This is a genomic window from Nocardioides sp. B-3, from assembly GCF_024703895.1.
Classification (GTDB): Bacteria; Actinomycetota; Actinomycetes; order Propionibacteriales; family Nocardioidaceae; genus Nocardioides.
The window spans coordinates 374501-399106 of record NZ_CP087968.1 but is presented as its reverse complement, the minus strand read 5'-3'; the positions used below and the strand labels follow the sequence as shown (position 1 = coordinate 399106).

Here is a 24606-nt window from a genome sequence, read left to right as displayed (position 1 = left end):
GCGAGCAGTAGTTGCAGTTCTCCTGGCACAGCCCGGACTTGAGGTTGACGAGGTAGTTGACCTTCACCGTGTTGCCGAAGTGGGCCCGCCGCAGGCGCCCGGCCGCAGCGACCACGTCGAGCAGCTCGTCGTCGTGCGCGCGCAGGACCGCGAGGGCGTCGTCCTCGGTGGCGGGCTTGCCCGCGAGGATGCGGTCGGCGAGCCGGTGGAAGGTCGTCATGGTCTCTCCCGGGGGTGGTGGGTATCAGTCGTGGATGCCGCGCGTGCAGGGCATCGCCGGTGGCACGGGCGTGGGCGACGACCCGGATGACGAGGGGCGTCAACCGGGCGCGGGGATCGCGTTCGAGCCCACGTGCAAGCGCGGCGTCGCGGGTCTCGTCGGCGAGCTGGAGGGTTGTCGGGATGCCGCGCAACAACAGGGAGAAGGCGAGCGCGACGCCCTCGGGGTCCACCCCGAGCCGCCGCAGAGGTCGCAGGCCGCGCGTGATGGTGTCGAGCATCTCGTCGACGGGCGTGGTGACCGTCAGCACCGTCGCGAGCAGCACGAGCGTGACGAGGTCGCCGACGGACTCGACCGCGCGCTCCCAGCCCTGCTGCCACCACAGGTAGGCCGCCAGCATCGCGATCACGAGCAGCAGGCCGCGCAGGGACCTGAGCAGTGACCGCCACCCCATCCGTGAGCAGGCCACGACCGCGAGCGTCACGACGAGCTCGGCGACCACCGTGCGTGGGCCGTGCAGGGCGACGACGACGATGCTCGCGCCCAGAAGCCCCAGCAGCTTCGCCCCGGCGGGCAGCCGGTGCAGCCAAGTCGTGCCGGGCTGGTGGAGACCCAGCAGGTCGCCGCTCATGCCGTCACCCGGTAGTGGTCCACCGCGGCCGCCGCCGGCCCGTCGTGCGCGACGCGACCGTCCGCCATCACGATCCCGCGCTCGCAGCGGGCGGCCAGCTCGAGGTCATGGGTGACGAGCACGAGCTGTTGGGGGAGCGAGAGCAGGAGGTCGCCGATCCGACGAGCGTTCGCGAGGTCGAGCAGTGTCGTCGGCTCGTCGGCGACGACCACGTCGGGCTGGATGGCGAGGACTCCGGCGAGGGCGAGCAGCTGGCGCTGGCCGCCCGACAGCGTGTGGACGCTGCGATCACCGAGTCCTTCGAGCCCGTAGGACGCCAGCAGGGCCTCAGCGGCGGCTCGGCGCACGCGCTTGTCGCGGTGGTGGCGGCGCAGGGACAGAGCGATGTCCTCGGCGGCCGTCGGCATGACCAGCTGGGCCGCCGGGTCGGTGAAGACGAAGCCGACCTTGCGGCGTACGGCGCGGCCCTCGCGAGACACGTCCAGCCCGTCGATCGTCACTCGACCGGTCGTGGCCGTCACGAGACCGTTGAGGAGCCGGGCGAGGGTGGACTTGCCCGAGCCGTTGGCGCCGATCAGGGCGATGCTCGACTCGGTCAGCGAGAGCGACGTCTCCTCGAGCACGACGACGTCACCGTCCGCCACGGGGAAACGGACGGTGACGCGGTCGAGCTCGATGTGGCTCACGCCGCGAGCGCGTCCTCGCGCTGCTCGGAACGCTTGGGCCCGAGGAGGTCGGGGAACGCGCGGTGCACGGCGGTGGCGACGATCGCGACGCCGATGTTCTTGAGCACGTCGCCGAACCAGAAGAACTTGTCGATGTCGAAGGCGCCTTCCCCGTGTCGTGGGGATCCGCAGCACCAGGGCCGGCCATGCCGAGGGTGTGGATGAAGACGGCGCTGCTGGCCGGGCCGGCGGCGAAGATCAGCGGCAGGCTGGTCTGGATCTTGCGGCGCGGGAGCCGCTCGACGATGAAGCCGCACAGGGCGGCGGCCAGCGGGAAGCCGACCGGGTAGCCCGCGGAGGGGCCCGTCAGCACCGCCGGGCCGGCCGCGCCGCCGGAGAAGATCGGCAGTCCGGCGGCCCCGGCCACGACGTAGAGCAGGGTGGCCGGGAAGCCGCGGCGGGCACCGAGGACGGCGCCGCTGAGCAGCACGCCGAAGGTCTGCAGGGTGACCGGGACGGGGCCGCCGATGCTGATGGCGGGGGAGATCGCGCAGACGGCGATCAGTGCGGCGAAGCCGGCGATCAGCGCGATGTCGGTGCCCCTGCTGGGGAGGGAAGTGGTGCTCATGGCGGGGGCTGCTCTCGGCGAGGGGACTGACCTGAACGGTGGTCAGGTGAACGGTGTTCAGGTTAGGGTTGTGGGGACGCTTCGGTCAACGGAGGACGGGGAGTGAGATGCGTTACCACCGCGACGACGTGCTCGAGCACGCACACCAGCTCCTGTCCAGCTACGGCCTCGGCGCGCTGACGATGCGTCGGTTGGGCGCCGAGCTCGGGGTCCAGCCGAGCGCCATCTACCACCACTTCGCCAACAAGCAGACCCTGCTCGCGGCCGTCGCCGAGGAGATCCTGCGCCGCGGCAAGCGTCCCCGCACGGCCGACGCCGACGACTGGCCGGCCCGGCTGCGCGAGGTCTGCGACGAGCTGCGCGACGCCATGCTCGCCTGCACCGACGGCGCCGACGTCGTGGCCACGGTGTGGGCGTTCGGGATGGGAGTCCGGGCGCCGGCGGCCGAGCTCGAAGGCATCCTGCGAGATGCCGGGCTGGACGACGCGCTCGCCCCGGTCGGGAGCCGGACGCTGCTGCACTACATCTTCGGCCACGCCTTCGAGGAGCAGACGGCGATCCGGGCCATCAGCGCCGGGGCCGTGGAGCGCGAGCTCGACTCGCTGCCCGACTTCTCGACGGGCCTCGACGTCGTGATCGACGGCCTCCGCTCGCGGGTCGAGGCTGCCGTCAGGGCGTGACGTCGGCGCCGTACAGCTCGGCCAGCAGCACCGCGCCCGTCAGGTCCAGCTTCGTCCCCTTCAGAAGGGCGACGGACAGGTCGACGCCGTCCGGGGACGCTCCGCGCAGGTCGGCACCGTCGAGCTTCGTCTCGCGCAGCGTGGCCCGGTCCAGCCGCGCCTTGGTGAGTACGGCGAACGACAGGTCGCTCATCGACAGGTCGGCCTCGCGCAGGTCCACCCCGGAGAAGTCGACCTTGCTCAGGTTGGCCCCGCGGATGGTGACCGACTGCCACTGGCCGCCGCGCACGGTCAGCGGTCGCATCGTGCAGTCGGAGAAGACGGTCCCCACGAGCTTGCAGCCGTCGAAGGTGACGTCGAAGAACTTCGAGCGCCGGACATCGCACCCGACGAACGCCGTCGTCGTGTGCACGCTCGACCCTGAACGAGCAGTTGTGGAAGGTGCAGCCCTCGAAGGTCGCGCCCGACGTGGTCGCCTCGCCGAAGTCGACGCGCGTGAAGGTGCAGTCCACGAACCGTGCGGCGCCCGGGTCGTCGCCGTACCAGTCCTCGTCGGTGAACTGGCGACCTTCGGCGTGCAGCGGCGTCTCATTCACGACCGCCACGCTATCCGGGCGGGGCACGCACCGGCGCCGGTAGGGTCGCGCTTGTGATCGCGTCCCATGCCCACCGCTTCATCTTCCTCAAGACTCGCAAGACGGCGGGCACGAGCGTCGAGATCGCACTGTCGAAGGTGTGCGGGCCGGACGACGTCATCACCCGGATCAGCCCCGAGGACGAGGAGCTGCGCGTGGCCGCCGGCGGGCTCGGCCCTGCAGAACTTCGAGGCGCCGCCGCTCCCGCGCCGGGCCTTCAACCACATGAGTGCCCGCCTCGCACGCGACGTCGTCGGCCCCGGTGCGTGGCGCGACTACTACTCGTTCGCGATCGAGCGGAACCCCCGGGACGCCGTCGTGTCGCTGTACTACTGGAAGTACAAGGACCTGCCCTGAGCTGCCCGACTTCGAGCGCTACGTCAGCGAGGAGTGGATCGAGCAGCTCGCCAACAACCGCCGGATGTACCGCATCCGCGGCAAGCTCGTCGTTGACCGGGTGCTGCGCTACGAGCGCCTCGCCGACGAGCTCGACGAGGTCTGGGCCCACCTCGGCCTCCCCGGCTCGCCCGACCTCCCGCGCGCCAAGGGCAACGCCCGCCCCGCCGGTCACTACCGCGAGCTCTACACCGACGCCTCCCGCGCCCGCGTCGCCACCGTGTTCGCCGACGCCATCGAGGCTTTCGACTACACGTTCTGAGTCGGCCCGGCGCTCCGCGTCAGCTCGTCGATCTCGCCCGTGACCGGGTCCCACCAGCGCAACCTCGTGCACGTCAACGTGGTCGGGGCGGGGTGCGCGTCCAGCACCTCGAGCATCTCGGCCAGTCGGGACCGCGGCACGCGTCTCGCGAGCGTGACGTGCGGGGTCCACACCGGGTGTCGCAGGTCCCGGACACGCGCGCAGGCTGGCGACGGCGGACGCCAGCGCGGGGTCCGGCTCGACGAGGTGGGCGACCGTGACGCGCGCACCCACTCCGATGAACACGAGCCCACGCACGATGAACGTGCTCGGCAACGCCACCGTCGCGGTGGCGAGGCCGGCGAGCTCCGGGTCGAGCTCCTGCGCAGCAACGAGCGTGACGTGCGGTCATTCGTCATGGACCTGTGCTCGGCCTCGGGACGGCAGGCCTGCGGCCCTGAGCGCCTCCCACTGCCCAACGACCGCCGCTTCGCTCGCGGAGTCGAAGCTCAGCTCGAGGGCGAAGTCAGGCACTCCGTCAGGCTATCGAGCAGTCGCTCGCACTCCTCGATCAACCGCCGCCGCAGGGGAGCGCCGCGCTCCGCGAACGCCCGCTGCTCCCGGACGTAGGTCGCCTTCCCCTCGACCGTCTCGATCCGGATCGGCTCGAAGCCGAGATCCACGAGGTCGTACGGCGCAGCGCGCATGTCCATCACCCGGATGTCGCGCGCCAGCTCGAAGCAGTCGGCGACCGGGTCGCTGCAGATCATCGGGGTCAGCCGGAACGCGTGCTTGTAGAGATCCATCCCCGCGTGCAGGCACCCCGGTTGCTCGTACGCCGACCGGTCGTCGCTCGCCGGCTGGAGCACGTTCAGCCCCGCGCGGGCGGCGTGAAGAAGCGGAAGGCATCGAAGTGCGAGCACTTCACCCGGTGTCCCTCGACGACCTCGTCCGTGCCGGCGGACCCGAGCCGCAGGGGCCAGTCGTTGTGCCGGAGCTCGTCGGGGGACTGGCGGTAGACCATCGCCCACTCGTGCAGCCCGAGGCAGCCGGTGTGCGCCGGCCGGCCCTCCGTCGCGCGCAGCAGGTTGAGCAGGCCGCGGACGGGCTGCGCCTTCGACGCGACGTACGCCTCCGTGACCGAGCCGTCGACGTACCCCTTGAGCCCGGCGTACTCCGGGGCATCGGCCAGCGCGGCGCCGTACCCCGGATGCCAGCGGCGCAGCTGGGCAGGACGCTGCGCGTAGTAGGTGAAGAGGAAGTCGTGCACGGGGTGCTTCACGGATGACCCGCGACGAGCGAGGTGCGGCTCGATGAAGGCGTCGACGCGAGCGGCGTGTGCGGCCGCACGGGCCTGCCACGTCGTCCGGTCGAGCACGGTCGTTCTCACCGGAACAGGGTATGCAGCGAACCGCCCGGCCTCCCACACTGAGGCATGGACATCCCGGCACTCGATCGCGCCCACGCGCACGCGCTGACCCGGCTCGCCTCGCTCGATGAACGCGCGGTGCCGCCGCGCGCGACGGTGGCCGAGCTGGTGGAGAGGCTCGGAACCGATCTTCCCGAGGGCCCGACCGACGCAGCCGATGTCATCGACCACCTCGCGAGCGCGTGCGAGCCCGGACTGACCGCGATTCCGTCGGGCCGGTTCTTCGGGTTCGTCATGGGCGGCACCCACCCGGCGGCGATGGCCGCCGACTGGTTGGTCAGCGCGTGGGACCAGAACGCCGGACTTCGCACCGTGACCCCAGCCCACTCCGCGGTCGAGGACATCGCCGAGGCGTGGTTGCTGGACCTTCTGGGGCTGCCGGAGGAGAGCGCTGTCGGCTTTGTCACCGGCGGGACGATGGCCAACTTCACCTGCCTCGCCGCCGGTCGCGACGAGATGCTGCGCCGGGTCGGCTGGGACGTGAAGGCCAACGGCCCGGTCGGCTCGCCGGGGCTGCGGGTCGTCGTGGGTGCGGAGCGTCACGACACCGTCGACCCGGCGCTGCGCTACCTCGGTCTGGGCGCTCCGGAGGTGGTCGCGGCCGACCACCGGGGACGGTTGGTGCCGGGTGCGCTGCGGCAGGCACTCGAGCACGGCGACGACCGACCGGTCATGGTCGTGCTGCAGGCCGGCAACGTTCACTCCGGCGCCTTTGACCCCTTCGTGGAAGCGATCGAGGTGGCGCGTGAGCACGGGGCGTGGGTGCACGTCGACGGGGCCTTCGGGCTGTTCGCCGCGGCCTCCCCGGCCCACCACCACCTGATGGCCGGGGCAGCGGCGGCCGACTCCCGGTCGACCGATGCACACAAGACGCTGAACGTGCCCTACGACTGCGGCATTGCGATCGTGCGGGACCGGGCGGCGCTGCGAGCGGCCATGGGCATGCACGGCGACTACCTGATCTTCGATGCTGCCGGCGAGCCGTTCGAGAAGGTCCCCGAGCTCAGTCGGCGTGGGCGAGCCTTCACCGTCTGGGCGGTCCTGCGCAGCCCGGGGCCGCGATGGCGTCGCCGACCCGGTCGCCGGCTTCTGCAGCCATGCCCGTGTGTTTGCGAAGGGCATCGATGCGATCGAGGGGGCCGAGGTTCTCAACGACGTCGTCTTCACCCGGGTGTGCTCGAGCTTCGGCAGTGACGACCGGACACGGGCCGTGGTTGCCGGGATGCTCGCCGACGGGACCGCCCGGACGACAGGCTCCCAGTGGCGCGGGCAGGCCGTGCTCCGGGTGTCGGTGAGCAACTGGTCGACCACGGACACGGACGTCGAGCGCAGCCTCGCCGCGATGGCGACGATCGCCGAGCAGGCAAGGTCCGATCGCGGGGTCGGTACCGACTGAACGTCCGCTGAGATCAGTCCTCCACCCCGGCGATAGGGTCGGGGCCGTGCGTATTGCGAGATTCACCGCTGGGGACGAGCCGATGTACGGCGTGGTCACGGGAGAGGTCGACGAGTTCGGCCAGCCCGACGAGGACGCGGTCATCGTGGCGCTGGCGGGCGATCCGCTCTACGTCGGCGTCAAGCTGCTGGACCAGCAGTTCAAGCTGGCCGACGTGCGGTTGTTGGCACCGGTCCTGCCGCGGAGCAAGGTGATCGGGATCGGCCTGCAACTACGCTGCCCACGCGTCCGAGATGGGCAACGAAGTCCCGGCCGAGCCGCTGATGTTCATCAAGCCCAACACCAGCGTCGTCGGTCCGGGTGACCCGATCTTCTACCCGTCCCAGTCGAGCAACGTGCACTTCGAGGGCGAGCTCGCCGTCGTCATCGGCCGCATCTGCCGCGACGTGCCGGTCGAGCAGGCGACCGACGTCATCCACGGCTACACGATCGCCAACGACGTCACCGCCCGCGACCTGCAGAAGAGCGACGGCCAGTTCACCCGGGCCAAGGGGTTCGACTCGTTCTGCCCTCTGGGTCCCCGGATCGAGACCGACCTCGACCCGCAGCACTTCGCCGACGGCGTACAGATCCAGACGCACCTCAACGGCGACCTCAAGCAGGACGGGTCGACCAGCGACCTGATCTTCGACATCCCGACCCTGATCGCCTATGTCTCCAGCGTGATGACGCTGCTGCCCGGCGACGTCATCCTCACCGGCACCCCCGCGGGTGTCGGACCCATGGAGATCGGCGATGAGGTCGAGGTCTCCATCGCCGGCCTCGGCACCCTCACGAACAAGGTGGCATCACGTTGAGCAACGTCCGCGTCCGTTTCTGCCCGTCCCCGACGGGCTCCCCGCACGTCGGCCTCGCCCGCACGGCGCTGTTCAACTGGGCGTTCGCGCGCCACCACGGCGGCACGATCGTCTTCCGGATGGAGGACACCGACAAGGAGCGCAGCACCCGGGAGTCCTATGACGGGATCCCGGACCTGTGGCGCTGGCTCGGGCTCACCCGGGACGAGGGCATCGAGGTCGGCGGCCCGCACGGCCCCTACAAGCAGAGCGAGCGCGGCGAGATCTACGCCGACGCCCTCGCGCGGCTGCGCGACTCGTCCTACACCTACGAGTGCTTCTGCACCAACGACGAGGTCGACGTACGGCGCAAGGCGAGCGGCTCCAAGGTGATGGGCTACGACGGTTTCTGTCGCGAGCTCACCGCCGAGCAGCGGGCCGCGTTCGAGGCAGATGGTCGCAAGCCCATCGTGCGGTTCCGGATGCCCGACGGGTCGATCACCTGGACCGACCCGGTCCGCGGCGACATCACGTTCGAGACCGAGAACGTCCCCGACTTCGCGCTGTGCCGCGCCAACGGCGACCCGCTCTACACGCTCGTCAACCCGGTCGACGACGCCCTGATGGAGATCACCCACGTGCTGCGCGGCGAGGACCTGCTCTCGAGCACCCCGCGGCAGTTGGCCCTCTTCGAGGCCCTGAAGGAGGTCGGGATTGCGACGGCGACCCCGAGCTACGGGCACCTGCCCTACGTCATGGGGCAGGGCAACAAGAAGCTCTCCAAGCGGGACCCCGAGGCGCACGCGCTGGCCTACTGCGACCGGGGCTTCCTGCCCGAGGGCCTGCTCAACTACCCGGCCCTGCTGGGGTGGGCGATCTCCGGCGACCGCGACATCTTCTCCATGGAGGAGATGGTCGAGGCGTTCGACATCGGCGACGTCAACCCCAACCCGGCGCGCTTCGACATCAAGAAGGCCGACGCGATCAACGCCTCGCACATGCGACTGCTCTCGCTCGACGACATCACCCACCGGGCAATGCCCTTCCTCAAGACGGCCGGAGTGCTGGGCGATCCTGTCTCCGATGCGGACGCGCAGCTGCTCGAGCTGGCGATGCCGCTCGTCGGTGAACGCATCAACAAGCTCACCGAGGCCGCGCCGATGCTCGACTTCCTGTTCGTCGCCGACGCCGACTTCGTGCGCCACGACGATCTCGACGATGCCGGGCGCGAGGTGGTCAAGGCGGCGTACGACGCACTGTCGGCCATCCACGCCCGGAGCACCGACGCCATCGACGGCGCCCTGCGCGCCAAGCTCGTCGACGAGCTCGGGCTGAAGCCGCGCAACGCGTTCGGCCCGGTCCGGATCGCCGTCTCCGGCCGCAAGATCAGCCCGCCGCTGTTCGAGTCGCTCGAGCTGCTCGGCCGCGAGCGCTCCCTCGCGCGCCTGCACGACGCGCTGTCCGCCTGACGCATGCCCGAGCCACTGGAGTACCACCGGCTCCATCGACTGGGGCGACCCGGCGTGTGGCGCGCGATCGTGGGCGTCCCGCTGCTGCTCTTCGCGACGTTCGTCCTCGCGCCGATCGGGTTGTTCTTTCCGATGGTCGTGTGGCTGCTGGCGACGGGACAGCCGATCGGGACCGGGATGGAGTCCGTCCTCGACCTCGACAACGTCACGCCGCTGGGGCTGGCCTACGTCAACCCGGTGCTCGCCGCAGCGATCCCGATAGCGATCCCGGGTCAACCCGGCCCTCCACGGCTTGGGGCCCGGGTGGCTGATGTCGGTGGCCCGCCGGATCCGCTGGCGCTTCCTGCTCGTCTGCATCGGGCTCTCCGTGGTGGCACTGATGGCGACCGTGATCGTCTCCACGTTCGTGCCGCACGGGGGAGGCACCTGAGCTGAGCGGTGAGGCCAACGCCTTCACCGACACCACGCGCGACTTCCTGCTGGTGGTGCTGATCCTCACGCCGCTCCGGGCAGCGGGGGAGGAGTTCGCGTTCCGGGGCTACCTCATGCAGGCGTTCGGCGGTGCCTTCGGCAGCCGCGTCGTCGCCGTACTCCTGTCGTCGTTGCTGTTCGCACTCGCCCACGGCGTCGGCCGGGACCTGCCGATCTTCGTCGACCGCTTCGCGTTCGGGCTCGTGGCCGGCGCCCCGGTGATCCTGACCGGCGGGCTGGAGGCGGGCATCGCGATGCACGTGCTCAACAACTTCCTCGCCTTCGGCCTCGCGCTGGCGTTCACTGACATGAGCAGTGCGCTGAACCCCACCGGCGGCACGTGGTGGAGCCTGCCCGGCACCCTCACCCAGTCCCTCGTCTACCTTGCTCTCGCGACCCGGGTGGCGCGGCGGATGGGCCTCGCCACCACCCACACCCCCGCCTGAGGAGGCCCGATGTCGGAGATCATGTCCCGCCGCGACACGGAGTTCCTGCTCCACGAGTGGCTGGAGGTCGAGGCCCTCACGACCCGCGAGCGCTTCTCCGACCACTCGCGCGAGACGTTCGACGGCGTCCTCGGACTGAGCGAGCGCCCGGCCACCGACCTGTTCGCCCCGCACAACCGGGCGGCCGACCTCGACGAGCCTCGGTGGGACGGCCAGCAGGTCCACCTCATCCCGGAGGTGAAGACCGCGGTCGATGCGTACGCCGCAGCCGACCTGTTGCGACTGGGCTTCGACGAGGAGCACGGCGGGATGCAGCTGCCGACCGTCGTCAGTGTCGCTTCCGCGGCCCGGTTCGCCGCCGCCAACATGGGCACCACGGGCTACCTCTCGCTCACCGCGGGCAACGCCAACCTGCTGGTCGAGCACGCCTCGGCCGAGCTGGTCGAGAATTTCGTGCCGGCCCTGCTGGAGGGCCGCTTCCTCGGCACCATGGCGCTGTCGGAACCACAAGCCGGGTCCAACCTCGCCGACATCACGACTCGGGCCGTTCCCCGGGACGACGGGACCTATCGCGTCTTCGGCCAGAAGATGTGGATCTCCGCGGGCGACCACGAGCTCGCCGACAACATCGTGCACCTCGTGCTCGCCAAGATCCCGGGAGGTCCGCCCGGCACCCGTGGCATCTCCCTGCTGCTGGTCCCCAAGACCCTCGTCAACGACGACGGCACGCTCGGTGAGCGCAACGACGTCACCCCGGCCGGCATCAACCACAAGATGGGCTGGCGCGGCACGGTCAACACCGCTCCGACCTTCGGGTCCGGCGCGTTCACCCCGGGCGGTGAGGCTGGGGCGGTGGGCTACCTCGTCGGCGAGCCCCACCGCGGGCTGTCCTACATGTTCACGATGATGAACGAGGCCCGGATCGGCGTCGGGCTGGCAGGCGCCGCCCCGGGCTACACCGGCTACCTCAAGTCCCCGGGCGTACGCGCGGTCGCGCCCGCAGGGTCGCCCGGTGTCGGTCGGTCCGGAGGAGCCGCAGGTGGCCCCGGTGGAGCACGCCGACGTACGCCGCATGCTGCTGGCCCAGAAGGCCTACGTCGAAGGGGCCCTCGCCCTCGTGCTGTACGCCGCTCGCGTGTACGACGACATGTTGACCGCCCCCTCGGACGAGGAGCGGGCGGAGGCGTCTCAGCTGCTCGAGGTGCTCACGCCGATCGTCAAGGACTGGCCGTCGGTGTGGGGGCTGGAGGCCAACAGCCTCGCCATCCGAGTGCTCGGGGGAGCCGGTTACACGCGGGACTTCGACGTCGAGCAGCACTACCGCGACAACCGCCTCAACCAGATCCACGAGGGCACCCGCGGCATCCGGGGGACTCGACCTGCTCGGTCGCAAGGTCCTGTCCGACGGGGGGCGCGCCTTGCGGTGCTGGGCGCCCGGATGGCCGTGACCATCTCGCGCGCCCGCGAGGTCGGTGGTGACGCCGCGGGCTTCGCAGATCGTCTCCGGGAGTCGATCGACCAGCTGACGAGCACCGTGGGTGCGCTCGCGGGCCCGGGCTCCGTGGATCGGATGATGGCCAACTCGACGGTGTTCCCGGATGCGGTGGGGCACCTGGTGGTGGCGTGGCTGTGGCTGGAGCAGCACATCGCCTGCGCCGACAAGTCGGGAGACTTCTACGACGGCAAGCGGCAGGCCGCGGCGTACTTCTTCCGGTGGGAACTGCCCCGCACCCGGGCCCAGTTCGAGCTGCTCGCGTCGGGCGATGACACCACGCTGGCCATGCGCGACGAGTGGTTCTGAACTGCCCGTTTTGGAAGCCTCGCAACCGCGTGTAAGGTTTCTTCTCGGTCCGGCCGACACGTCAGAAGGGCTGAAAACTAGTAAGTCAGTGGGATATGGTGTAATTGGCAACACGACTGGTTCTGGTCCAGTTATTCTAGGTTCGAGTCCTAGTATCCCAGCGAAATCCTCGCCAACAGTGGGGGATTTGGAGCGGAACTCCAGCCTCGGCTAGAGTTCCCTCCGCATCAAAGCAGTGCTTGCCCCCGTTGTGTAGCGGCCTAGCACGCCGCCCTCTCACGGCGGTAGCGCCGGTTCGAATCCGGTCGGGGGTACAGGTCCGACAAGGGGCCCTGACCAGCAGAAACGCTGGCCGGGGCCTCTTCGGCATTTTCACTCGTTTCGGGCTGGGGCAACGCTCGGGCAACACGGGGCAACACTCCCACGGTGTTGCGGCGCCGATGGGCGGCTGCTCGGGCGCGATCCATCGCCTCGCCGACCTCGTCGAGCCGGTCGTCGAACAGGTGACCGTTATCTGAAGAGGATCTTGCGGGCCGTGGATAGCCAATGGTGATCAATGATCACGAGGTAGGTCGGAGCGGATGACGGGTTCGGCAGCGGTGAGAAGATTGTTGGGCGGAACGGGGCCGTAGAACGCCCCGTTCCCGGAGACGCAACCCGGACAGGGCATACGGGACGAGCGTCCAACATCGGCCAAAGCTTGGGGCCGCGTCTCGAACGGGGTTCGGCCTGCGGTACGTCCGGACATGCCTCGGCCCGCACCGCGAGCGGTCGGTCATGCCGACGAGCAGCCGGGCAATCGCGGCCCTAGAATCCGGCAGTGGCGAACGTCGAGCGCAGACTTGTGGACAGCTTGTGGGACCTACGCGACGACGCGTACGACCATTCCGGCCGCTGGCAGAGCGTCTTGGCCTGCGGTTTCTCGTGGCGGGTCAGCCGAGGCGCGTGGCTTCCTCGATCCGGTGGGCGATGTCGAGGAGGGTTAGGTCGAGTCCGTCGGTGCTCGAGACCAGCAGGCCAACGCCGTGCGGCCCCCGTCCGTCAACGGCAGGTTGACGCCGGGCATGCCGAGGTAGCTCAGGAGCATCGTCGTGCGCAGGGTGCGTGCGTTGAGGGCGTCGTACGCCGCCGCGGACCGCGTCACCTCGGCCAGCGACGGTGGTGAGTGCCGCACGGTCGGGCAGATCAAGTACCCCCCGTCCAGCTGTCCATCGAGCTGTCGTCGCAGCCGGGCCATCTCCGACCGGACGACAACGGTCCCGCCGACGACGCCTGCCCCGGCGCGGAGCCGGCGAGCGACGGCCGGGTCGAGCAAGTCACCTTCTGGTCCGGTCAGGAGATGGCCGTAGCGGAGCCGGGCGTCGGCGGCGACGACTGTTCCGTGGTCGTCCATCAGCCGTTGCGCCTCCGCAAGGACGGGCACTGCCCGATGTTCTATACGGAAGCCGAGAGCCGCCAGCCGTTGCACCCGGGCTGCGAACCACGCTGACACAAAGGGATCGCAGTCGTGGACGACGGCGTCGTCCGGCACTACAAGGAGCGCGGAGCTGGTCGTGTGCGGCCCGGCCTGTCCCGTCAGTGCGAGAACGAGGCTGCGGACTTGAGCCACGTCTGAGCCAAGTACGCCGACGCTGTCGAGCCCGGGGGCCAAGGCCCGCATCCCGTCGGTGGGGAACCGACCCGCACTCGCTTTGTAGCCGACGACACCGCAGAAGGCTGCCGGCACCCGGACGGATCCTGAGGTGTCGGTGCCGATCGCCAACGGGACCAGTCCCGACGCCACCGCCGCGGCGGATCCCGACGACGACCCGCCGGGCACGAGCGGGACCTCTCGGGAGCGCGGGTTGGCGGGAGTGCCGTGGTGGGGGTTGATGCCGAGGCCGGAGAAGGCCAGCTCGCTCATCGTGGTCTTCCCCACCACGACGACCCCGTTCTCCCGGAGGCGGCGGACGAGTCCGGCGTCGCGCCGCGCGACGGTTCGGGGAGGCATCGAGGACCGATCCGTTGGTGGTCTTCGTTCCGGCAACGTCGAAGACGTCCTTGACAGCGATCGGTACGCCGTCCCACGGTCCCAGTGAGGCGCCCACCGCCAACCGCTCAGCCGAACGTCTCGCCGACTCGAGCGCCCGGTCGCCCAGCACCGTGGTGAAGACGCCCACCGTCCGCTCACACCGTTCGAGCACCCGGCTTGTCGTCGCCACGAGGGCGCCTGCCCGGTGTGCGGCACTCGGTTGCTTTGGGATTCCCACCAGCATCCGCCGGGCTCCTCAGACCCGAGGGGCCGTGGCCACCGGCGACTCGACGGTCGACTCCGCAGGCGATCCAACGCGCGAACGAGCGAGCAGGTAGTAGAGGCCACCCGCGACCACACCGCCGCTCAGCCACGAGAAGTCCGTCCGGCCGAACGCCGTAGCGAGTGGCCCCTGCATCGCCGGCACCAAGCCGTACTGCCAAGACCCGGGCGGCGACGAGCCTGACTCCGAGGCTCAGCAGGCCACGCACGTTGTAGGCACCGTAGATCGATCGGGCAGGCGTCTCGAAGAGCTCGGGGACGTCAAGCCGGCCGCGCCGGACGACGAAGTAGTCGACCAGCACGATCGCGGCCCGGGGACTGATCCATACCGGGATCGAGACCATCCAGTGGTCGAAGGTCTGAGCGAAGCTGTCGGCCCGCACGAACACGACCAGCACTGCCGATGCCACTAGCCCGGCCAGCAGGGTCAGCTTCCACCGCGCCATTTTCACGCCGATCGAGAGGGCAGCCAGCGAGCAGGAATACAGGTTGAGGATGTTGGTGGCGACGGGTCCGTGCATGATCAGGAGCAGCACCGGCACGGCGAGGATGCCGAACGTGTTCACGACCAGCGCTGACGGATCGCTGTTGTCGCCCGAGCTTGCGAGCAGGGCACCGAGGGCAGCCAGCCACACCGTCGGCACGAACATGCCGAGCGTCGACGCCCAGAAGACGGACCTGCCCGATACCTTGGTGCTCACGAAACGGCTGTAGTCGGCGGAGTAGGGAATCCACGAGATCCCCCAGCCCACGCCGATCGCGGTGGCGAGCTGGGTGATGGCAGTGACGCGCTCACCGGTGGTGTTGACGGTGCCTTGCGACCAGTTCACGTCGGCCTGACCGACGGCCACCACGGTCATCACGGCCATCACCGCGACGGTGATCGGGACGGTCCACTTCTCGAACGAGCGAATGGCGTAGAACCCGTAGAGGGCCAGCAGCAGCTGGACGACCATGATGATCGCGGCCACGAGGTACTCCAGCGCGAGCCCTCCCTCGATGCCAAACTTGCCGAGCAGTGCCAGAACCGGGTCGAGCACCACCCGTGTGTTGACGCCGACCCACGCCATGGTGAGGAGGCACTGGACTGCGCCCGGGATCGACGCCCCCCTGATCCCGAACGGCGACCGGCCGATCACCATCTGGTTGACCGCCGAACGGTGGCCCATCACGTTGAAGAACCCAGAACAGGGTGCACCCGACCATGTTGCCGAGCACGACCACGATGAGCGTGTCTCGCAACCTGAGGCCAAGGGCGATGCCGAGGGCACCGAGCACCCAGTTGATGGGCGCGATGTTGGCCCCTGCCCAGATCCAGAACAGCTCGGCCGGAGTGGCGTCGCGGGCCTCGTCCGGGATCGGGTCGATCCCGTGGGCGTCGAATGGAACTGCTGGTCCGGCTACTGCCGGATCCGGCGTCGGGGGCCGGGTGGTCGAGGAACTGGTCATGGCATCTCCAAATGTCCGGGGTGTCCCGAGGAACTTTCTAGTGATCTGGCTCATAGAACTCGCCCGGACAGGTCCACGGGTATGTGGATTCATCCTTCGTATCTGTGTCCTCCTGTGTATTTTCACAACATGTTCACCGTCCGGGCGCTCCTGTCCGAACCCGGTCTCGGGTTGCAGCTCGTCGCCCCGGGCCGTGAGGCCGAGCTCGGGCTCGAGGTGCTGTGGCTGCACAACACGGAGCTGCCCGACCCCTCGCCGTACATCCGGGCATCCGAGCTGGTGCTCACCAACGGACTCTGGATCGGCCGGGTGACACCCGCGGACTTCGTGCATTCGCTGGGTCGGGGCGCGCTGCGGGACTGGTCTTCGGATTGACGGCACAGATCCCGGAAGTGCCCCCGGCGGTTGAGCTGGCCTGCCTCGAGGCTGGGCTCCCCCTGCTGTCGCTTCCGATCGAGGTTCCGTTCACGGCCGTGACCGAGGCCGCGGCCCGGATCCAGTCCGGGCACCGTCAGAAGGGATTGCACGACACGATCCGTCGGGGCAACGCGCTGGCGATGTCTCTCACCCGGGGCGGCGGAGCGGATGGCGTGTTGCGCGTGCTGCGCCGCGATCACTCCTTGCCCCCGGTGGTCGCCGACCGGAGCGGCCGGCAGTTGGCGACGGCTGGTGCCGAGCTGTCCAGCGAGCAACTGTCCGCCGTGGGTGACGCACTGTGCGCTCCGAGGCCGCAGCCGCAGGTCGACCTCCCCGGCATCGGGCCGAGCTCGCTCTTCCCGGTCAAGGGTGCGATCGGCGAGGCGGACGCCGGTCTGGTCTGCCTGCGTCCCTTGGATCAGCTCGACGGAACCCAACGCGGGGCGCTCGACCGGGCCGCATTGTTCCTCAGCCTCGAGCTCGCCAAGCAGCAGGCCGTGCATGCCATCGAGACCCGCTTCTCCGGGGAACTGCTGGAGATGATCCTCTCGGGCAGTGCGCGTTCCCATGAGATCCCTGACCGACTGCGAGCGTTTGGGATCGATCCGCAGCGCCGTCTCGCCATCCTGACCATCGCCTTCATGGCCGCCGGGGAGGCCGTCGCCCCGGGCCCGGAGCTCGTGGAGGACTTCTTTGTCAGCACCGGGATCCGCGCCCTGCTCGCCCCGGGCAGCCGGGACATCGTGGCCGTCTTCGGCTGGGACGACGACCAGCCGGCGCTGCGCCAGCTGGCCAGCAGTCTCAGCCACGACGTGGCGCGGCGCCGGGAGGACCTCCGGGTCCTCGTCGGAGTGGGCGACCCGGCCGAGGACGCAACGAAGTTGAAGGAGCCGCTGGCGAGATCTCGCGAGACCTGTGCCGTGCTGCGCCGACGTGGTGCCGGTCCGACAGTCGCGTCGTTCGCCGAGGTCGGCACGCACTCTATGCTGTTGGCGCTCCACGACCGGGAGACCCTGCGCCGCTTCGCCGATGACGTGCTCGGCCCGATCCGTGAGCAGGATCGGCAGGCGGGTGCAGAGCTGGAGCGGACCCTGCGCGCCTTCCTCGCCAACGACGGCCAGTGGTCCGTCACCGCCGAAGAGCTGTTTATCCACGTCAACACGCTGCGCAATCGGCTGCAGCGGATCAGTGAGATCTCCGGCCGCGATCTGGGCCGCCTCGACGAGCGGGTCAACCTGTTCCTCGCCATCGAGGCCGACGGCATGTCCTGAGGATCTTGAGTGCGTCGGCGAGTCAGTCTGGGTAGACGTCGAGATCGACGGGGGGCGCCGAGATCCGGCGGGTCGGCAGGGACGCGTCCTTCTCGACGGCTCTGGCCACGTCGCGGCACCGGGCGAAGGCGACGTCCCCACACTCGAGGGCGTATTCAAGGAAGCCGCGCAGGGCGAGGGGGCGCGTCCCGGGCGACCCGACAGGAAAGGATGGATGCAGAGGTTGAACAGCGAGTGGTAGTGACGCATGCCGTCCAGCTCGGCGCGCCACAGCTCAGCCACCTTGACCGGCGACTCGATCACCGATCCGATGTGAGGGGCGGGGAGGAAGGCGTACTGCTCCCAGTCGTCGAGGGACCAGTGCACGGGCAGCTCGACGATCGGCCCGGCCGACGTGGCCAGCCGGTACGGACGGTCGTCGTGCATCAGGGACGAGTCGTAGATCAAGCCGAACTCCCGGATCAGCTCGGGCGTCTGCGCACTGGCTCCCCACATTGCCGCGCGGTGACCGACGATCTCGATGCCCTGCTGCGCAAACACGTTGAGTGCCCGTTCGAAGTCGTGTCGCTCCTCCTCCGCGGTCAGTGACGTGGGAGCGCGATGGCTGTAGGAGTGATGGGCGACCTCATGCCCGCGCTCGACGATGCCGGCAGCCAAGCCCGGCCGGTGCTCGGCCACCCAACCCGGAACGAAGAACGTGGCCGGGACCGAGAGGTCGTCGAGCAGGTCCAAGATGCGGGGCACACCAACGTCCGGCCCGTAGGACTGGTGAGACATCACCATCGGGTGGTCAGCAAACCTGCGGCCCGCCGCGAGTATCGGCGTCTCCGCGTCGACGTCGAAAGTGAGCGTGGCGACCGCCGCGGAGTCTCCGAGCCAGCTGGCCGTCATCGGGCCACGGTAGCCGCGCGATGCGCGCGCGTGTTGCCGATCGTCGCAGCAGGTGTGATGAAGTCATGGTCGAACTCGTCGAGTGCGCGCCCGGAGGCTACACGTCTGGGCAGATCCGGGTTGCCCGGGGCGCCCCGAGCCAGCGACAGCAGATCGGCATGGCCGCCGCTGAGTACGTCGACCGCCCGGCCGAGGTCGTGCATGCCGCCGTTGGCGATGACCGGGAGTCCCGAGACCTCCCTTGCCACCGACGTGATCGTCCGGCCGTCGGCAAACCGCGCGGTCTCGATGAAGTCGCGGCCCTCACTCGCCACGTGCAGGTAGCCGGCCCCGGCGTCGGCGAGCGCCACGAAGATGGTCTCGGCGTCGCCGGCACCTCCCGGCCAGCGGTAGACGAAGTCGTTGACCTTGGTCTGCGAAAGGCGCACCCCCACCACGAAGCCGCTCGGCGCATCAGCGACGACCGCGCCGACGACCTCTGCCGTCAACCGGATGCGGGCAGCGACGTCGCCGCCGTAGTGGTCGCTGCGTCGGTTCGTGTAGGCGGTCAGGAACTGGTCGAGCAGGTATCCGTTGGCACCGTGGATCTCGACCCCGTCGAACCCCGCGCTGCGCGCGTTCGCCGCCGCCGCGACGAAACCCGCCACGGTCTCGGCGAGATCCGCCCGGTTCGCTTCTCGGGGCGTGGGCCGGGATCCTGCGCCGCCGTACTCCTCCAACATTCGTCCCAGCGGCTTCACTGCGGACGGGGCGATGGTGCCGTGGCCGCTGGGGTTGCCCTGCGAAAGGGCGCCCGCGTGCATGAGCTGCGCGATCAGGGGAACGCCGGCCCGGTGAACACCGTCGACCACCGCGCGCCAACCGGCCACGTGGGCCTCGCTGACCAGACCCTTTGGCTGGCACAGGTAGCCCCGGCTGTGCGTGGCATCGGTGTAGGTGCCCTCGACGATCACGAGTCCGAACCCGCCCTCCGCGAACTCTCGGTAGTAGTGAGCCATCTCCGCGGTGGGGGTCCCGTCCGGCTCCGCCGACACTCGCGTCATCGGCGCGACAGCGAGGCGATTGGTCAGCTCCAGCTGGCCGAGCCGGAAGGGGTCGAGTGTGGGATGTGCAGTGGTCGGGGTGATGGTCATCGCAGGGTCTCCCGGGGAGTCGTCGAAACGTGGATGTCGAGGGCGAGCGAGGTGGGTCGCGAGTTGTTGATCTGGGTCAGGTCCCGGGGACAAGCAGCAACGGCGAGGTAGCAGTCCATCAGCGCCTCGAAGGTGATCAGGTCACCCGCGGTCGTGGAAGCCGGCAGCCAGACGAGGTCGCCGCCGTCGTCGACCGGCACGTCCATGAAGACATTGATGGGCTGGGGGACCACGTCCGTCTTCAGGCCGAGCCCGGTCAGCGCCGAGCGAAGGCTTCTCGCACAGGAAGGGTGGCCGGGCGATCCCAACGCCTCATATCGGCGGTCATCACAGGCCGCAACCAGCATGTCGTGACGGCCCGGGGAGGTATCCGCGCGCAGCGCCAAGATCGGGCGGCGTTTGCTCGTGACGAACTCCTCGCCCACGGCCGGGAAGAGCCGGTGCACGTGGGCCCGAGTGTGCGACGCGCTGTGATGTTCCAGCGGGTCGTCGGCCGCGAACGCGAACACGTCGCCGACCTGCCCGCCCTCCGGGTCGACCAAGTCAACCCCGTTGGCCCGCGCGAAGCAGCACGACCCTGCATTCGCGGGCGGGGATCACGTGACGGATCGCGGTAGTGATGTCCATGCTGGAGAGTCAACGTCCCTCAGTTGGGTAGTCCAATAGAGAAAAAGCCACTATCAAGCCTTGCTGACTAGAGATTCACACAGCCTACTCAAAGCGGCCACTCGCCAGCGAGCAGCGCAGAATCTGGGTGTGGCTATGTCCATTGATGGAGGCAGATCGTTGGAGGATCGTGGCTAGTCGTTCTCGAGCTCCAGTGGTTCGCTCTACTCCCGGTTCCACTACCTGTGTCTCACCTGCACACCCTGAGGACACAGACGAGATCGAGAGGAAACCCATGCCCGAGCCGCACTCGTTGCCCGAGGTGCTCAGCGCGAACGTCCATGAGCAACGCTTTCCGGGCGACCTCATCGAGGTCTGCTTCGCCACGGAGGACCTTCAGAGGACGATGGAGGGCATGCTGCGGCTCGGCATCGGTCCGTGGCGCGTATACACGTTCGACGGGTCGACCGTGACCGATCGTGAGTACGGCGGCGAGCCCGCTGACTGGGGGCTCAAGGTCGCCTTCGCGGACGTGGGCGACATCGCCTTCGAGCTCATGCAACCGTTGTACGGCCCCTCGATCATCCGGGAGTTCCTCGACACCAGCGGCGAGGGTGTCCACCACATCGCCTTCGACTGCGGCGAGACCGCGTGGGACAGCCGCGCCGAGGAGTTCGGCCGCCGTGGGTTCCCCTGCTCCCGAGCCGGCCGGTTCATGGACAGCAATGCGTTCGCGTTCTTCGACACCGCTGGTGCCACCACCACCACCACCACCACCACTTTCGAGACCTACACGATCCCGCAGGGCTTTGTGTGGCCCGAGCCTGAGATGTGGTTCCCCGCACCCCCGCCGGTCGGTGAAGCCCCGCCGGTGCGGGAGCAGCGCAACTGACACCTCGTGGCTGTAGTTGAGGGGCCAGGTCCGGTTCGATGACCGGACTGCGAGCCGACGGCGCCACACTGGTCCTGGACGGTCCAAACTGCATCGCTCTCGCGATCCGCCGTGGCTGACCGATGCGTCGCCGCACCGGGATCGTCACGCGGTGATGTCAGCTGGGGCGACTCACGGCGAAGCCCAACCGGGCGTGCCCGGGTAGCCCTCTAGGCTCGCCCGCATGGACATACTGCGCGCCGATGAGAGGACCCTGCTGGAGGGCATGGTCGACCGCCAGCGCGACGAGATCGCCAGCCTGCTCGAACCTCTATCGGAGGACGAGGCGCGGGCCCGGCTGGTGCCTTCGCTGACGACGCCCCCGGGGCTGGTCAAGCACGCCACATTCGTGGAGCGGGTCTGGTTCCACCATCGCGTGGCCGGGGTGCCGAGGGCGGAGCTGGGACTGCCCGACGAGGTCGACGACAGCTTCCAGCTCGTTGAGGAAGACACGGTGGAGACGGTCCGGGCGGCGTACGTCGACGCCTGCGCGCTCGCGCCAGATCGCCGCCGGGCGCGACCCGGACCAAACCTACGCCCGGCATTCCGGCGACGTGACCCTCCGGTTCATCCTTGCCCACCTCGTGCAGGAACTCGCCCGGCACGCGGGGCACGGAGACATTCTGGTTGAGCAGCTCCTCGCCCGGCGCAAGACCTGACGTCGTCGAATGACGATCGCCGAATGGAACTTAGGTTTAGCCGCCGGTGAGGCGACGGCCCGGCGCGGCCGGGCGGGGTCAACTTCGTGACCGGTGTGGGCGGCGCTCACGACGACGCACGCAAGCGCGGCAACTCCGGGGGATAGCTGACGAGATCTCGTAGCGTTAGGCGCATGACTCAGAAACTCGCGTACTTCCTCGTGGACCAAGGTCGCATCGCCGAGGTTGTCGCCGCCCTCACGCGCGAGGGCTTCTCTTCTCAATCCGCTAAGCGCATGGTGCCCGGTGTCTACGCCCCGCGTACGGGAGAGCACCGACGACGAGAGCCGAGCGGCTGAGGTAGTGGAGAGGACGGTGGGCAGCACGGTTCGGCGCGGTCCCGGCGGGAGCCCGGCGACTCACCTTGAGGGCTACCGCGAGGGCCTCTGAGCGGGGAGGCGGCGCCGCTTCCCGCGACGAGTCGCCCTCACGCCGCTAGCGTGGCGGTCAGTGTGAGGGTGACAGCGCCGCTATCGCGGTGGTTGGGTCCTGAGCATCTGATGTCTGGCTCGTAGCGTGGCTGCCGACTTCGGTCTGGCCTTCATGCGTTTTGCCGACATCGGGTGTGACGGACCGGCCGGCGTGACTTGATAGGAGCGTGGCATCGCCCCCACTGAGATGTGTCCGCCGACCGGCCCAACCGTCCCTCTCACAAAGTGAAGGAGGCAACCACCATGGTTGTTGTTGGAGCTGATGTTCACAAGCGGACCCACACGTTCGTCGCTGTCGACGCGGTCGGCAAGCAGATCGGGCAACTCACCGTGCCGGCCACCACGAAGGGCCACGGCAAGGCATTGCGCTGGGCACGGTCGGAGTTCGGCGATGACCTGACCCGGGCGATCGAGGACTGCCGCCACCTCTCAACACCATCGGCCGGGTCCGGATGACCGTGTCGGGCAACCGCCAACTCAACGCAGCGCTGCATCGCATCGCGGTCACCCAGATCAGACTCGAAGGCAGCCTCGGCAAGACCTACTACGAGAAGAAGAAGGCCGAAGGCATGTCAAACCGTGAAGCACTCCGCTGCCTCAAACGACGACTCGCCCGCACCGTCTTCCACCACCTCACAACCGACCATCAGGCACGGACCGGCGCTTGCTTGCCGACTGCGGCTTGACATAGGAGAAACTCATGAGTAACCGCGTACGTCTCGCGCTTTGCGCTCTTGTCCTTGCCCTGCTCGTGCCGCTCGGAGGTAGCCCGGCCGCGGCGGCGCCCGAGTGCACGCCCTACTGCGACGCGACGACGACGCGCATAGCGAACCGGCTTGACGGTCGCGGTCATGACGGTTGGCTCGCGACCGTGCTGGACCAGTACGGCTATGAGGGCCGACGGAACGCCGAGATATCTCGGATCCCGGGCGGACATGGCAAGCGCTACGTCGGGATCATCCACGTTCCGGCGGGCAACGCTGCCGCCGTGCGGCGGGCAATGGGCGGATTCTGGTTCGCTCGAAAGGATCGCGCGTTCGTGCTGCCGCTCGTGACTCAGTACGACACTCAAGGCGGCACCGGCGAGGCCTATCGCACCGCGTCGACGTGGGCGGCGCGGCAGCTCGGCAAGGGCTGGGAAGTGGTCGCGCCTGCGACTGAGCCCGATGCGAACGACGGGGCGGGATCGGCTTCACGGATTGGCTGACGCCTGAGCAACATGCGGGGATCCTCGGAGCATGAGCACCGCTACACGCGTACTAGTGACCTGCCTGATGGCGACCCTCTGCGGCTTCGGTGGAGCCACCGCGAGCTTCTTCGTGTTCCGCGACTCGTTTGCTGGCCCGGCAGGGGGCGCATGGTCCGACTGGTCCGGGCGGACTAACAGGGGAGGCCGGTCCTCCCGGCTCGAGCGGGGGTGTGGACGCGTCCGACTTTGACTTGCTCGTGAGCGCGGTCCGGGCGAACAACGGCACGTTGTTGGAGCACGGGCGCGAGATTGATGCAATCGCTGCCGACGTGGTTGACCTGCAACGGCCGGACCGGATCGACCCGCTCGCGAGCCGTTGCACTCGGACGGTCCAAGCGGTCACGCGGGTCTCGGTCGTGCAGTTGACTGGACAACTGGCAACCCACACCGCGCTCGTTTGCGCGTGGTGACAATGGCTCGGTCAACCTGAAGACAAGTCCGGTCTCCAGACTTAGCGTGAAGCCATGGGACAGGCGAGGGCCCCCGGGCCATCTGTCTGGATAGGCACCCGAGAGGCTGCGAGCCTCCTCGGGTGGTCAGAGAGTCGCGTGCGCAGCCATCGCACGCAACTCGGGGGCCGGAAGGTCAACAACCGGTTGCAATACCGGCGCACCACTGTGGAATCCATCGCCCGCCCTTCACGCGGCCGCCCCACCTCGATGTCGGGGGCGCGTTCCCCGACCCGCGAAGGAGCCCACGCAGCAATCCCTTGCGGCCGGACTCTGGGGGCCCCTTACGGGCTTGGTTGCCGCCACCGTCGCGTGCCTTGCGGGAGCCGTGTGGATCGTGCTCTGGATCGTCGGCCTGTTCATAGGTGAGCCCAACCCCGTGGCGCCGCCCCCCCACTCCCCCGGCAATCGTGCAATGGAGCCCCAGCCCGGATGCGCCATACGAGCAAGGCTTTCGGCCTCACGCGGTCTGTCGCGACGGGACCGTGTCCTACTCCCTCGACAACCGTGGCACCTGCTCGTGGCACGGCGGAGTCGCACGCTGGGTCTACAACGATCCGGGCCGGTGATCGTCGCGTGCGGCGTTTGGTCACAACATTTGTGACATTGCTGTGACACAGGGACATGAGTCCGCCCCCGCCGAGTGAGCCTCGACGCAGGGGGACAACGCAGCAGAATCGGTCGTTATCGGTTGGCCGACTCGAACTCGCTCTGGAACGCGCGACATGTGAATGTCGACGCAATGTGGCAGTGCACTGTCATCGCTTCGCTGCACGCTGGTTGACCGGTTGAGGATCGGCTCCTGTGGAGCGTGCCACAACGGGATCGGCGTGTGGGACATGCC

General features: G+C 69.0%; 27 protein-coding genes, 2 tRNA genes and 9 pseudogenes. 24 read left to right on the top strand and 14 right to left on the bottom strand.

Annotation, left to right across the window (positions count from 1 at the left end; genetic code table 11):
- Nucleotides 1-272: 272 nt before the first annotated feature.
- The 3 genes and pseudogenes from LP418_RS02730 to LP418_RS02720 form a co-directional block, all read right to left on the bottom strand.
- Nucleotides 273-851, bottom strand: a pseudogene (locus tag LP418_RS02730) (energy-coupling factor transporter transmembrane component T family protein); the annotation flags it as partial.
- Nucleotides 848-1537 (bottom strand): energy-coupling factor ABC transporter ATP-binding protein, encoded by a 690-nt coding sequence (locus tag LP418_RS02725; protein WP_257955139.1) that lies wholly within the window; start codon nucleotides 1535-1537, stop codon nucleotides 848-850. The pseudogene LP418_RS02730 and the gene LP418_RS02725, both read right to left, overlap by 4 nt.
- Nucleotides 1482-2144, bottom strand: a complete 663-nt coding sequence (locus tag LP418_RS02720; RefSeq protein ID WP_257955138.1) for a biotin transporter BioY — start codon at nucleotides 2142-2144, stop codon at nucleotides 1482-1484. Before LP418_RS02720 ends, LP418_RS02725 begins: the two co-directional genes overlap by 56 nt.
- 107 nt (nucleotides 2145-2251) lie before the next feature.
- Here LP418_RS02720 and LP418_RS02715 point away from each other — a divergent pair, with 107 nt between their 5' ends.
- Nucleotides 2252-2824: a TetR family transcriptional regulator gene (locus LP418_RS02715; protein WP_257955137.1), complete on the top strand. Its 573-nt coding sequence runs from the start codon at nucleotides 2252-2254 to the stop codon at nucleotides 2822-2824.
- On the opposite strand, the gene LP418_RS02710 is transcribed toward LP418_RS02715, so the two are convergent.
- Nucleotides 2814-3236 (bottom strand): pentapeptide repeat-containing protein, encoded by a 423-nt coding sequence (locus tag LP418_RS02710; protein ID WP_257955136.1) that lies wholly within the window; start codon nucleotides 3234-3236, stop codon nucleotides 2814-2816. The genes LP418_RS02715 and LP418_RS02710 overlap by 11 nt on opposite strands.
- 448 nt (nucleotides 3237-3684) lie before the next feature.
- On the opposite strand from LP418_RS02710, the gene LP418_RS02705 reads away from it, so the two are divergent.
- Both LP418_RS02705 and LP418_RS29745 read left to right on the top strand, forming a co-directional pair.
- Complete coding sequence (locus LP418_RS02705) at nucleotides 3685-3816, top strand: hypothetical protein (protein ID WP_257957304.1); 132 nt, start codon at nucleotides 3685-3687, stop codon at nucleotides 3814-3816.
- Between the two features lie 64 nt (nucleotides 3817-3880).
- Nucleotides 3881-4117 (top strand): hypothetical protein, encoded by a 237-nt coding sequence (locus LP418_RS29745; RefSeq protein WP_272496309.1) that lies wholly within the window; start codon nucleotides 3881-3883, stop codon nucleotides 4115-4117.
- Here LP418_RS29745 and LP418_RS02695 read toward each other — a convergent pair.
- The 3 genes from LP418_RS02695 to LP418_RS02685 all read right to left on the bottom strand — a co-directional run bounded on the left by LP418_RS02695 (nucleotide 4105) and on the right by LP418_RS02685 (nucleotide 5486).
- The gene (locus tag LP418_RS02695; RefSeq protein ID WP_257957303.1) at nucleotides 4105-4290 is read right to left on the bottom strand and encodes a 2'-5' RNA ligase family protein; all 186 of its coding nucleotides are present in this window, start codon (nucleotides 4288-4290) and stop codon (nucleotides 4105-4107) included. The two genes, LP418_RS29745 and LP418_RS02695, sit on opposite strands and share 13 nt — an antisense overlap.
- Before the next feature lie 315 nt (nucleotides 4291-4605).
- Nucleotides 4606-4965, bottom strand: coding sequence for a hypothetical protein (locus tag LP418_RS02690; protein ID WP_257955135.1), 360 nt, complete (start codon nucleotides 4963-4965; stop codon nucleotides 4606-4608).
- 2 nt (nucleotides 4966-4967) lie between these two features.
- Nucleotides 4968-5486: a hypothetical protein gene (locus LP418_RS02685; protein WP_257955134.1), complete on the bottom strand. Its 519-nt coding sequence runs from the start codon at nucleotides 5484-5486 to the stop codon at nucleotides 4968-4970.
- Nucleotides 5487-5531: 45 nt separating this feature from the next.
- On the opposite strand from LP418_RS02685, the gene LP418_RS02680 reads away from it, so the two are divergent.
- From LP418_RS02680 to LP418_RS02630, 11 genes and pseudogenes are all read left to right on the top strand, one after another.
- On the top strand, nucleotides 5532-6719 hold the full coding sequence (locus LP418_RS02680) for a pyridoxal phosphate-dependent decarboxylase family protein (RefSeq protein WP_257955133.1): 1188 nt from the start codon (nucleotides 5532-5534) through the stop codon (nucleotides 6717-6719).
- A 28-nt stretch (nucleotides 6720-6747) separates the two neighbouring features.
- Complete coding sequence (locus LP418_RS02675) at nucleotides 6748-6921, top strand: hypothetical protein (protein ID WP_257955132.1); 174 nt, start codon at nucleotides 6748-6750, stop codon at nucleotides 6919-6921.
- A 46-nt stretch (nucleotides 6922-6967) separates the two neighbouring features.
- A pseudogene (locus LP418_RS02670) lies at nucleotides 6968-7778 on the top strand (fumarylacetoacetate hydrolase family protein).
- Nucleotides 7775-9226 carry a glutamate--tRNA ligase gene (gene gltX, locus LP418_RS02665; protein ID WP_442940097.1) on the top strand — a complete coding sequence of 484 codons (1452 nt, stop codon included), beginning with the start codon at nucleotides 7775-7777 and terminating at the stop codon, nucleotides 9224-9226. The pseudogene LP418_RS02670 and the gene gltX overlap by 4 nt, the downstream one beginning before the upstream one ends.
- A 3-nt stretch (nucleotides 9227-9229) precedes the next feature.
- Nucleotides 9230-9661 carry a hypothetical protein gene (locus LP418_RS02660; RefSeq protein WP_257955131.1) on the top strand — a complete coding sequence of 144 codons (432 nt, stop codon included), beginning with the start codon at nucleotides 9230-9232 and terminating at the stop codon, nucleotides 9659-9661.
- A 50-nt stretch (nucleotides 9662-9711) separates the two neighbouring features.
- Complete coding sequence (locus LP418_RS02655) at nucleotides 9712-10143, top strand: CPBP family intramembrane glutamic endopeptidase (RefSeq protein ID WP_257955130.1); 432 nt, start codon at nucleotides 9712-9714, stop codon at nucleotides 10141-10143.
- Nucleotides 10144-10152: 9 nt separating this feature from the next.
- Nucleotides 10153-10872, top strand: a pseudogene (locus LP418_RS02650) (acyl-CoA dehydrogenase family protein); the annotation flags it as partial.
- A gap of 343 nt (nucleotides 10873-11215) precedes the next feature.
- A pseudogene (locus LP418_RS02645) lies at nucleotides 11216-11455 on the top strand (acyl-CoA dehydrogenase); the annotation flags it as partial.
- A gap of 132 nt (nucleotides 11456-11587) precedes the next feature.
- Nucleotides 11588-11944, top strand: coding sequence for an acyl-CoA dehydrogenase C-terminal domain-containing protein (locus LP418_RS02640; RefSeq protein ID WP_257956875.1), 357 nt, complete (start codon nucleotides 11588-11590; stop codon nucleotides 11942-11944).
- Nucleotides 11945-12033: 89 nt separating this feature from the next.
- Nucleotides 12034-12105 (top strand) — tRNA-Gln (locus tag LP418_RS02635).
- An 80-nt stretch (nucleotides 12106-12185) separates the two neighbouring features.
- Nucleotides 12186-12258: transfer RNA gene (locus LP418_RS02630), tRNA-Glu, on the top strand.
- 668 nt (nucleotides 12259-12926) lie between these two features.
- Here LP418_RS02630 and LP418_RS02625 read toward each other — a convergent pair.
- The 4 genes and pseudogenes from LP418_RS02625 to LP418_RS32215 form a co-directional block, all read right to left on the bottom strand.
- Nucleotides 12927-13934, bottom strand: coding sequence for an amidase family protein (locus LP418_RS02625; protein WP_257955129.1), 1008 nt, complete (start codon nucleotides 13932-13934; stop codon nucleotides 12927-12929).
- A gap of 58 nt (nucleotides 13935-13992) precedes the next feature.
- Nucleotides 13993-14199: pseudogene (locus LP418_RS32220) on the bottom strand (hypothetical protein); the annotation flags it as partial.
- On the bottom strand, nucleotides 14111-15406 hold the full coding sequence (locus LP418_RS02620) for a cytosine permease (protein WP_336275889.1): 1296 nt from the start codon (nucleotides 15404-15406) through the stop codon (nucleotides 14111-14113). The pseudogene LP418_RS32220 and the gene LP418_RS02620, both read right to left, overlap by 89 nt.
- 25 nt (nucleotides 15407-15431) lie before the next feature.
- Nucleotides 15432-15686 (bottom strand): annotated as a pseudogene (locus LP418_RS32215) (cytosine permease); the annotation flags it as partial.
- Nucleotides 15687-15815: 129 nt separating this feature from the next.
- Between LP418_RS32215 and LP418_RS02615 the strand changes: the two are divergent.
- Nucleotides 15816-16061, top strand: a complete 246-nt coding sequence (locus LP418_RS02615; protein WP_257955127.1) for a PucR family transcriptional regulator ligand-binding domain-containing protein — start codon at nucleotides 15816-15818, stop codon at nucleotides 16059-16061.
- 98 nt (nucleotides 16062-16159) lie between these two features.
- Nucleotides 16160-17374, top strand: coding sequence for a PucR family transcriptional regulator (locus LP418_RS02610; RefSeq protein ID WP_257955126.1), 1215 nt, complete (start codon nucleotides 16160-16162; stop codon nucleotides 17372-17374).
- A gap of 255 nt (nucleotides 17375-17629) precedes the next feature.
- On the opposite strand, the pseudogene LP418_RS32210 reads toward LP418_RS02610, so the two are convergent.
- From LP418_RS32210 to LP418_RS02600, 3 genes and pseudogenes are all read right to left on the bottom strand, one after another.
- A pseudogene (locus LP418_RS32210) lies at nucleotides 17630-18151 on the bottom strand (polysaccharide deacetylase family protein); the annotation flags it as partial.
- A gap of 110 nt (nucleotides 18152-18261) precedes the next feature.
- Complete coding sequence (locus LP418_RS02605; RefSeq protein WP_257955125.1) at nucleotides 18262-19398, bottom strand: NADH:flavin oxidoreductase; 1137 nt, start codon at nucleotides 19396-19398, stop codon at nucleotides 18262-18264.
- Nucleotides 19395-19949, bottom strand: a pseudogene (locus LP418_RS02600) (DUF1989 domain-containing protein); the annotation flags it as partial. The pseudogene LP418_RS02600 and the gene LP418_RS02605, both read right to left, overlap by 4 nt.
- Before the next feature lie 350 nt (nucleotides 19950-20299).
- Here LP418_RS02600 and LP418_RS02595 point away from each other — a divergent pair.
- The 8 genes and pseudogenes from LP418_RS02595 (at nucleotide 20300) to LP418_RS32195 (ending at nucleotide 24331) form a co-directional block, all read left to right on the top strand.
- Nucleotides 20300-20896, top strand: coding sequence for a VOC family protein (locus LP418_RS02595; RefSeq protein ID WP_257955124.1), 597 nt, complete (start codon nucleotides 20300-20302; stop codon nucleotides 20894-20896).
- A 223-nt stretch (nucleotides 20897-21119) separates the two neighbouring features.
- Nucleotides 21120-21594: pseudogene (locus LP418_RS02590) on the top strand (DinB family protein).
- Between the two features lie 173 nt (nucleotides 21595-21767).
- Nucleotides 21768-21932, top strand: a complete 165-nt coding sequence (locus LP418_RS02585; RefSeq protein ID WP_257955122.1) for a hypothetical protein — start codon at nucleotides 21768-21770, stop codon at nucleotides 21930-21932.
- Between the two features lie 357 nt (nucleotides 21933-22289).
- Complete coding sequence (locus tag LP418_RS32205) at nucleotides 22290-22520, top strand: hypothetical protein (protein WP_442940096.1); 231 nt, start codon at nucleotides 22290-22292, stop codon at nucleotides 22518-22520.
- Nucleotides 22517-22750, top strand: a complete 234-nt coding sequence (locus tag LP418_RS32200; protein ID WP_442940095.1) for a hypothetical protein — start codon at nucleotides 22517-22519, stop codon at nucleotides 22748-22750. The genes LP418_RS32205 and LP418_RS32200 overlap by 4 nt, the downstream gene beginning before the upstream one ends.
- Nucleotides 22751-22935: 185 nt before the next feature.
- Nucleotides 22936-23271: a hypothetical protein gene (locus LP418_RS02575; RefSeq protein WP_257955121.1), complete on the top strand. Its 336-nt coding sequence runs from the start codon at nucleotides 22936-22938 to the stop codon at nucleotides 23269-23271.
- A 212-nt stretch (nucleotides 23272-23483) separates the two neighbouring features.
- Nucleotides 23484-23723, top strand: coding sequence for a hypothetical protein (locus LP418_RS02570; RefSeq protein WP_257955120.1), 240 nt, complete (start codon nucleotides 23484-23486; stop codon nucleotides 23721-23723).
- A gap of 404 nt (nucleotides 23724-24127) precedes the next feature.
- On the top strand, nucleotides 24128-24331 hold the full coding sequence (locus LP418_RS32195; protein ID WP_442940094.1) for a DUF3761 domain-containing protein: 204 nt from the start codon (nucleotides 24128-24130) through the stop codon (nucleotides 24329-24331).
- Nucleotides 24332-24606 lie beyond the last annotated feature (275 nt).

Bases quoted from the DNA above. Each gene is read 5' to 3' on its own strand.
- LP418_RS02720 (WP_257955138.1), bottom strand. From the start codon at position 2,144: ATGAGCACCACTTCCCTCCCCAGCAGGGGCACCGACATCGCGCTGATC.
- LP418_RS02715 (WP_257955137.1), top strand. From the start codon at position 2,252: ATGCGTTACCACCGCGACGACGTGCTCGAGCACGCACACCAGCTCCTG.
- LP418_RS02705 (WP_257957304.1), top strand. From the start codon at position 3,685: ATGAGTGCCCGCCTCGCACGCGACGTCGTCGGCCCCGGTGCGTGGCGC.
- LP418_RS29745 (WP_272496309.1), top strand. From the start codon at position 3,881: ATGTACCGCATCCGCGGCAAGCTCGTCGTTGACCGGGTGCTGCGCTAC.
- LP418_RS02680 (WP_257955133.1), top strand. From the start codon at position 5,532: ATGGACATCCCGGCACTCGATCGCGCCCACGCGCACGCGCTGACCCGG.
- LP418_RS02675 (WP_257955132.1), top strand. From the start codon at position 6,748: ATGCTCGCCGACGGGACCGCCCGGACGACAGGCTCCCAGTGGCGCGGG.
- LP418_RS02660 (WP_257955131.1), top strand. From the start codon at position 9,230: ATGCCCGAGCCACTGGAGTACCACCGGCTCCATCGACTGGGGCGACCC.
- LP418_RS02625 (WP_257955129.1), bottom strand. From the start codon at position 13,934: ATGCCTCCCCGAACCGTCGCGCGGCGCGACGCCGGACTCGTCCGCCGC.
- LP418_RS02620 (WP_336275889.1), bottom strand. From the start codon at position 15,406: ATGGGCCACCGTTCGGCGGTCAACCAGATGGTGATCGGCCGGTCGCCG.
- LP418_RS02615 (WP_257955127.1), top strand. From the start codon at position 15,816: ATGTTCACCGTCCGGGCGCTCCTGTCCGAACCCGGTCTCGGGTTGCAG.
- LP418_RS02605 (WP_257955125.1), bottom strand. From the start codon at position 19,398: ATGACCATCACCCCGACCACTGCACATCCCACACTCGACCCCTTCCGG.
- LP418_RS02595 (WP_257955124.1), top strand. From the start codon at position 20,300: ATGCCCGAGCCGCACTCGTTGCCCGAGGTGCTCAGCGCGAACGTCCAT.
- LP418_RS02585 (WP_257955122.1), top strand. From the start codon at position 21,768: ATGACTCAGAAACTCGCGTACTTCCTCGTGGACCAAGGTCGCATCGCC.
- LP418_RS32200 (WP_442940095.1), top strand. From the start codon at position 22,517: ATGACCGTGTCGGGCAACCGCCAACTCAACGCAGCGCTGCATCGCATC.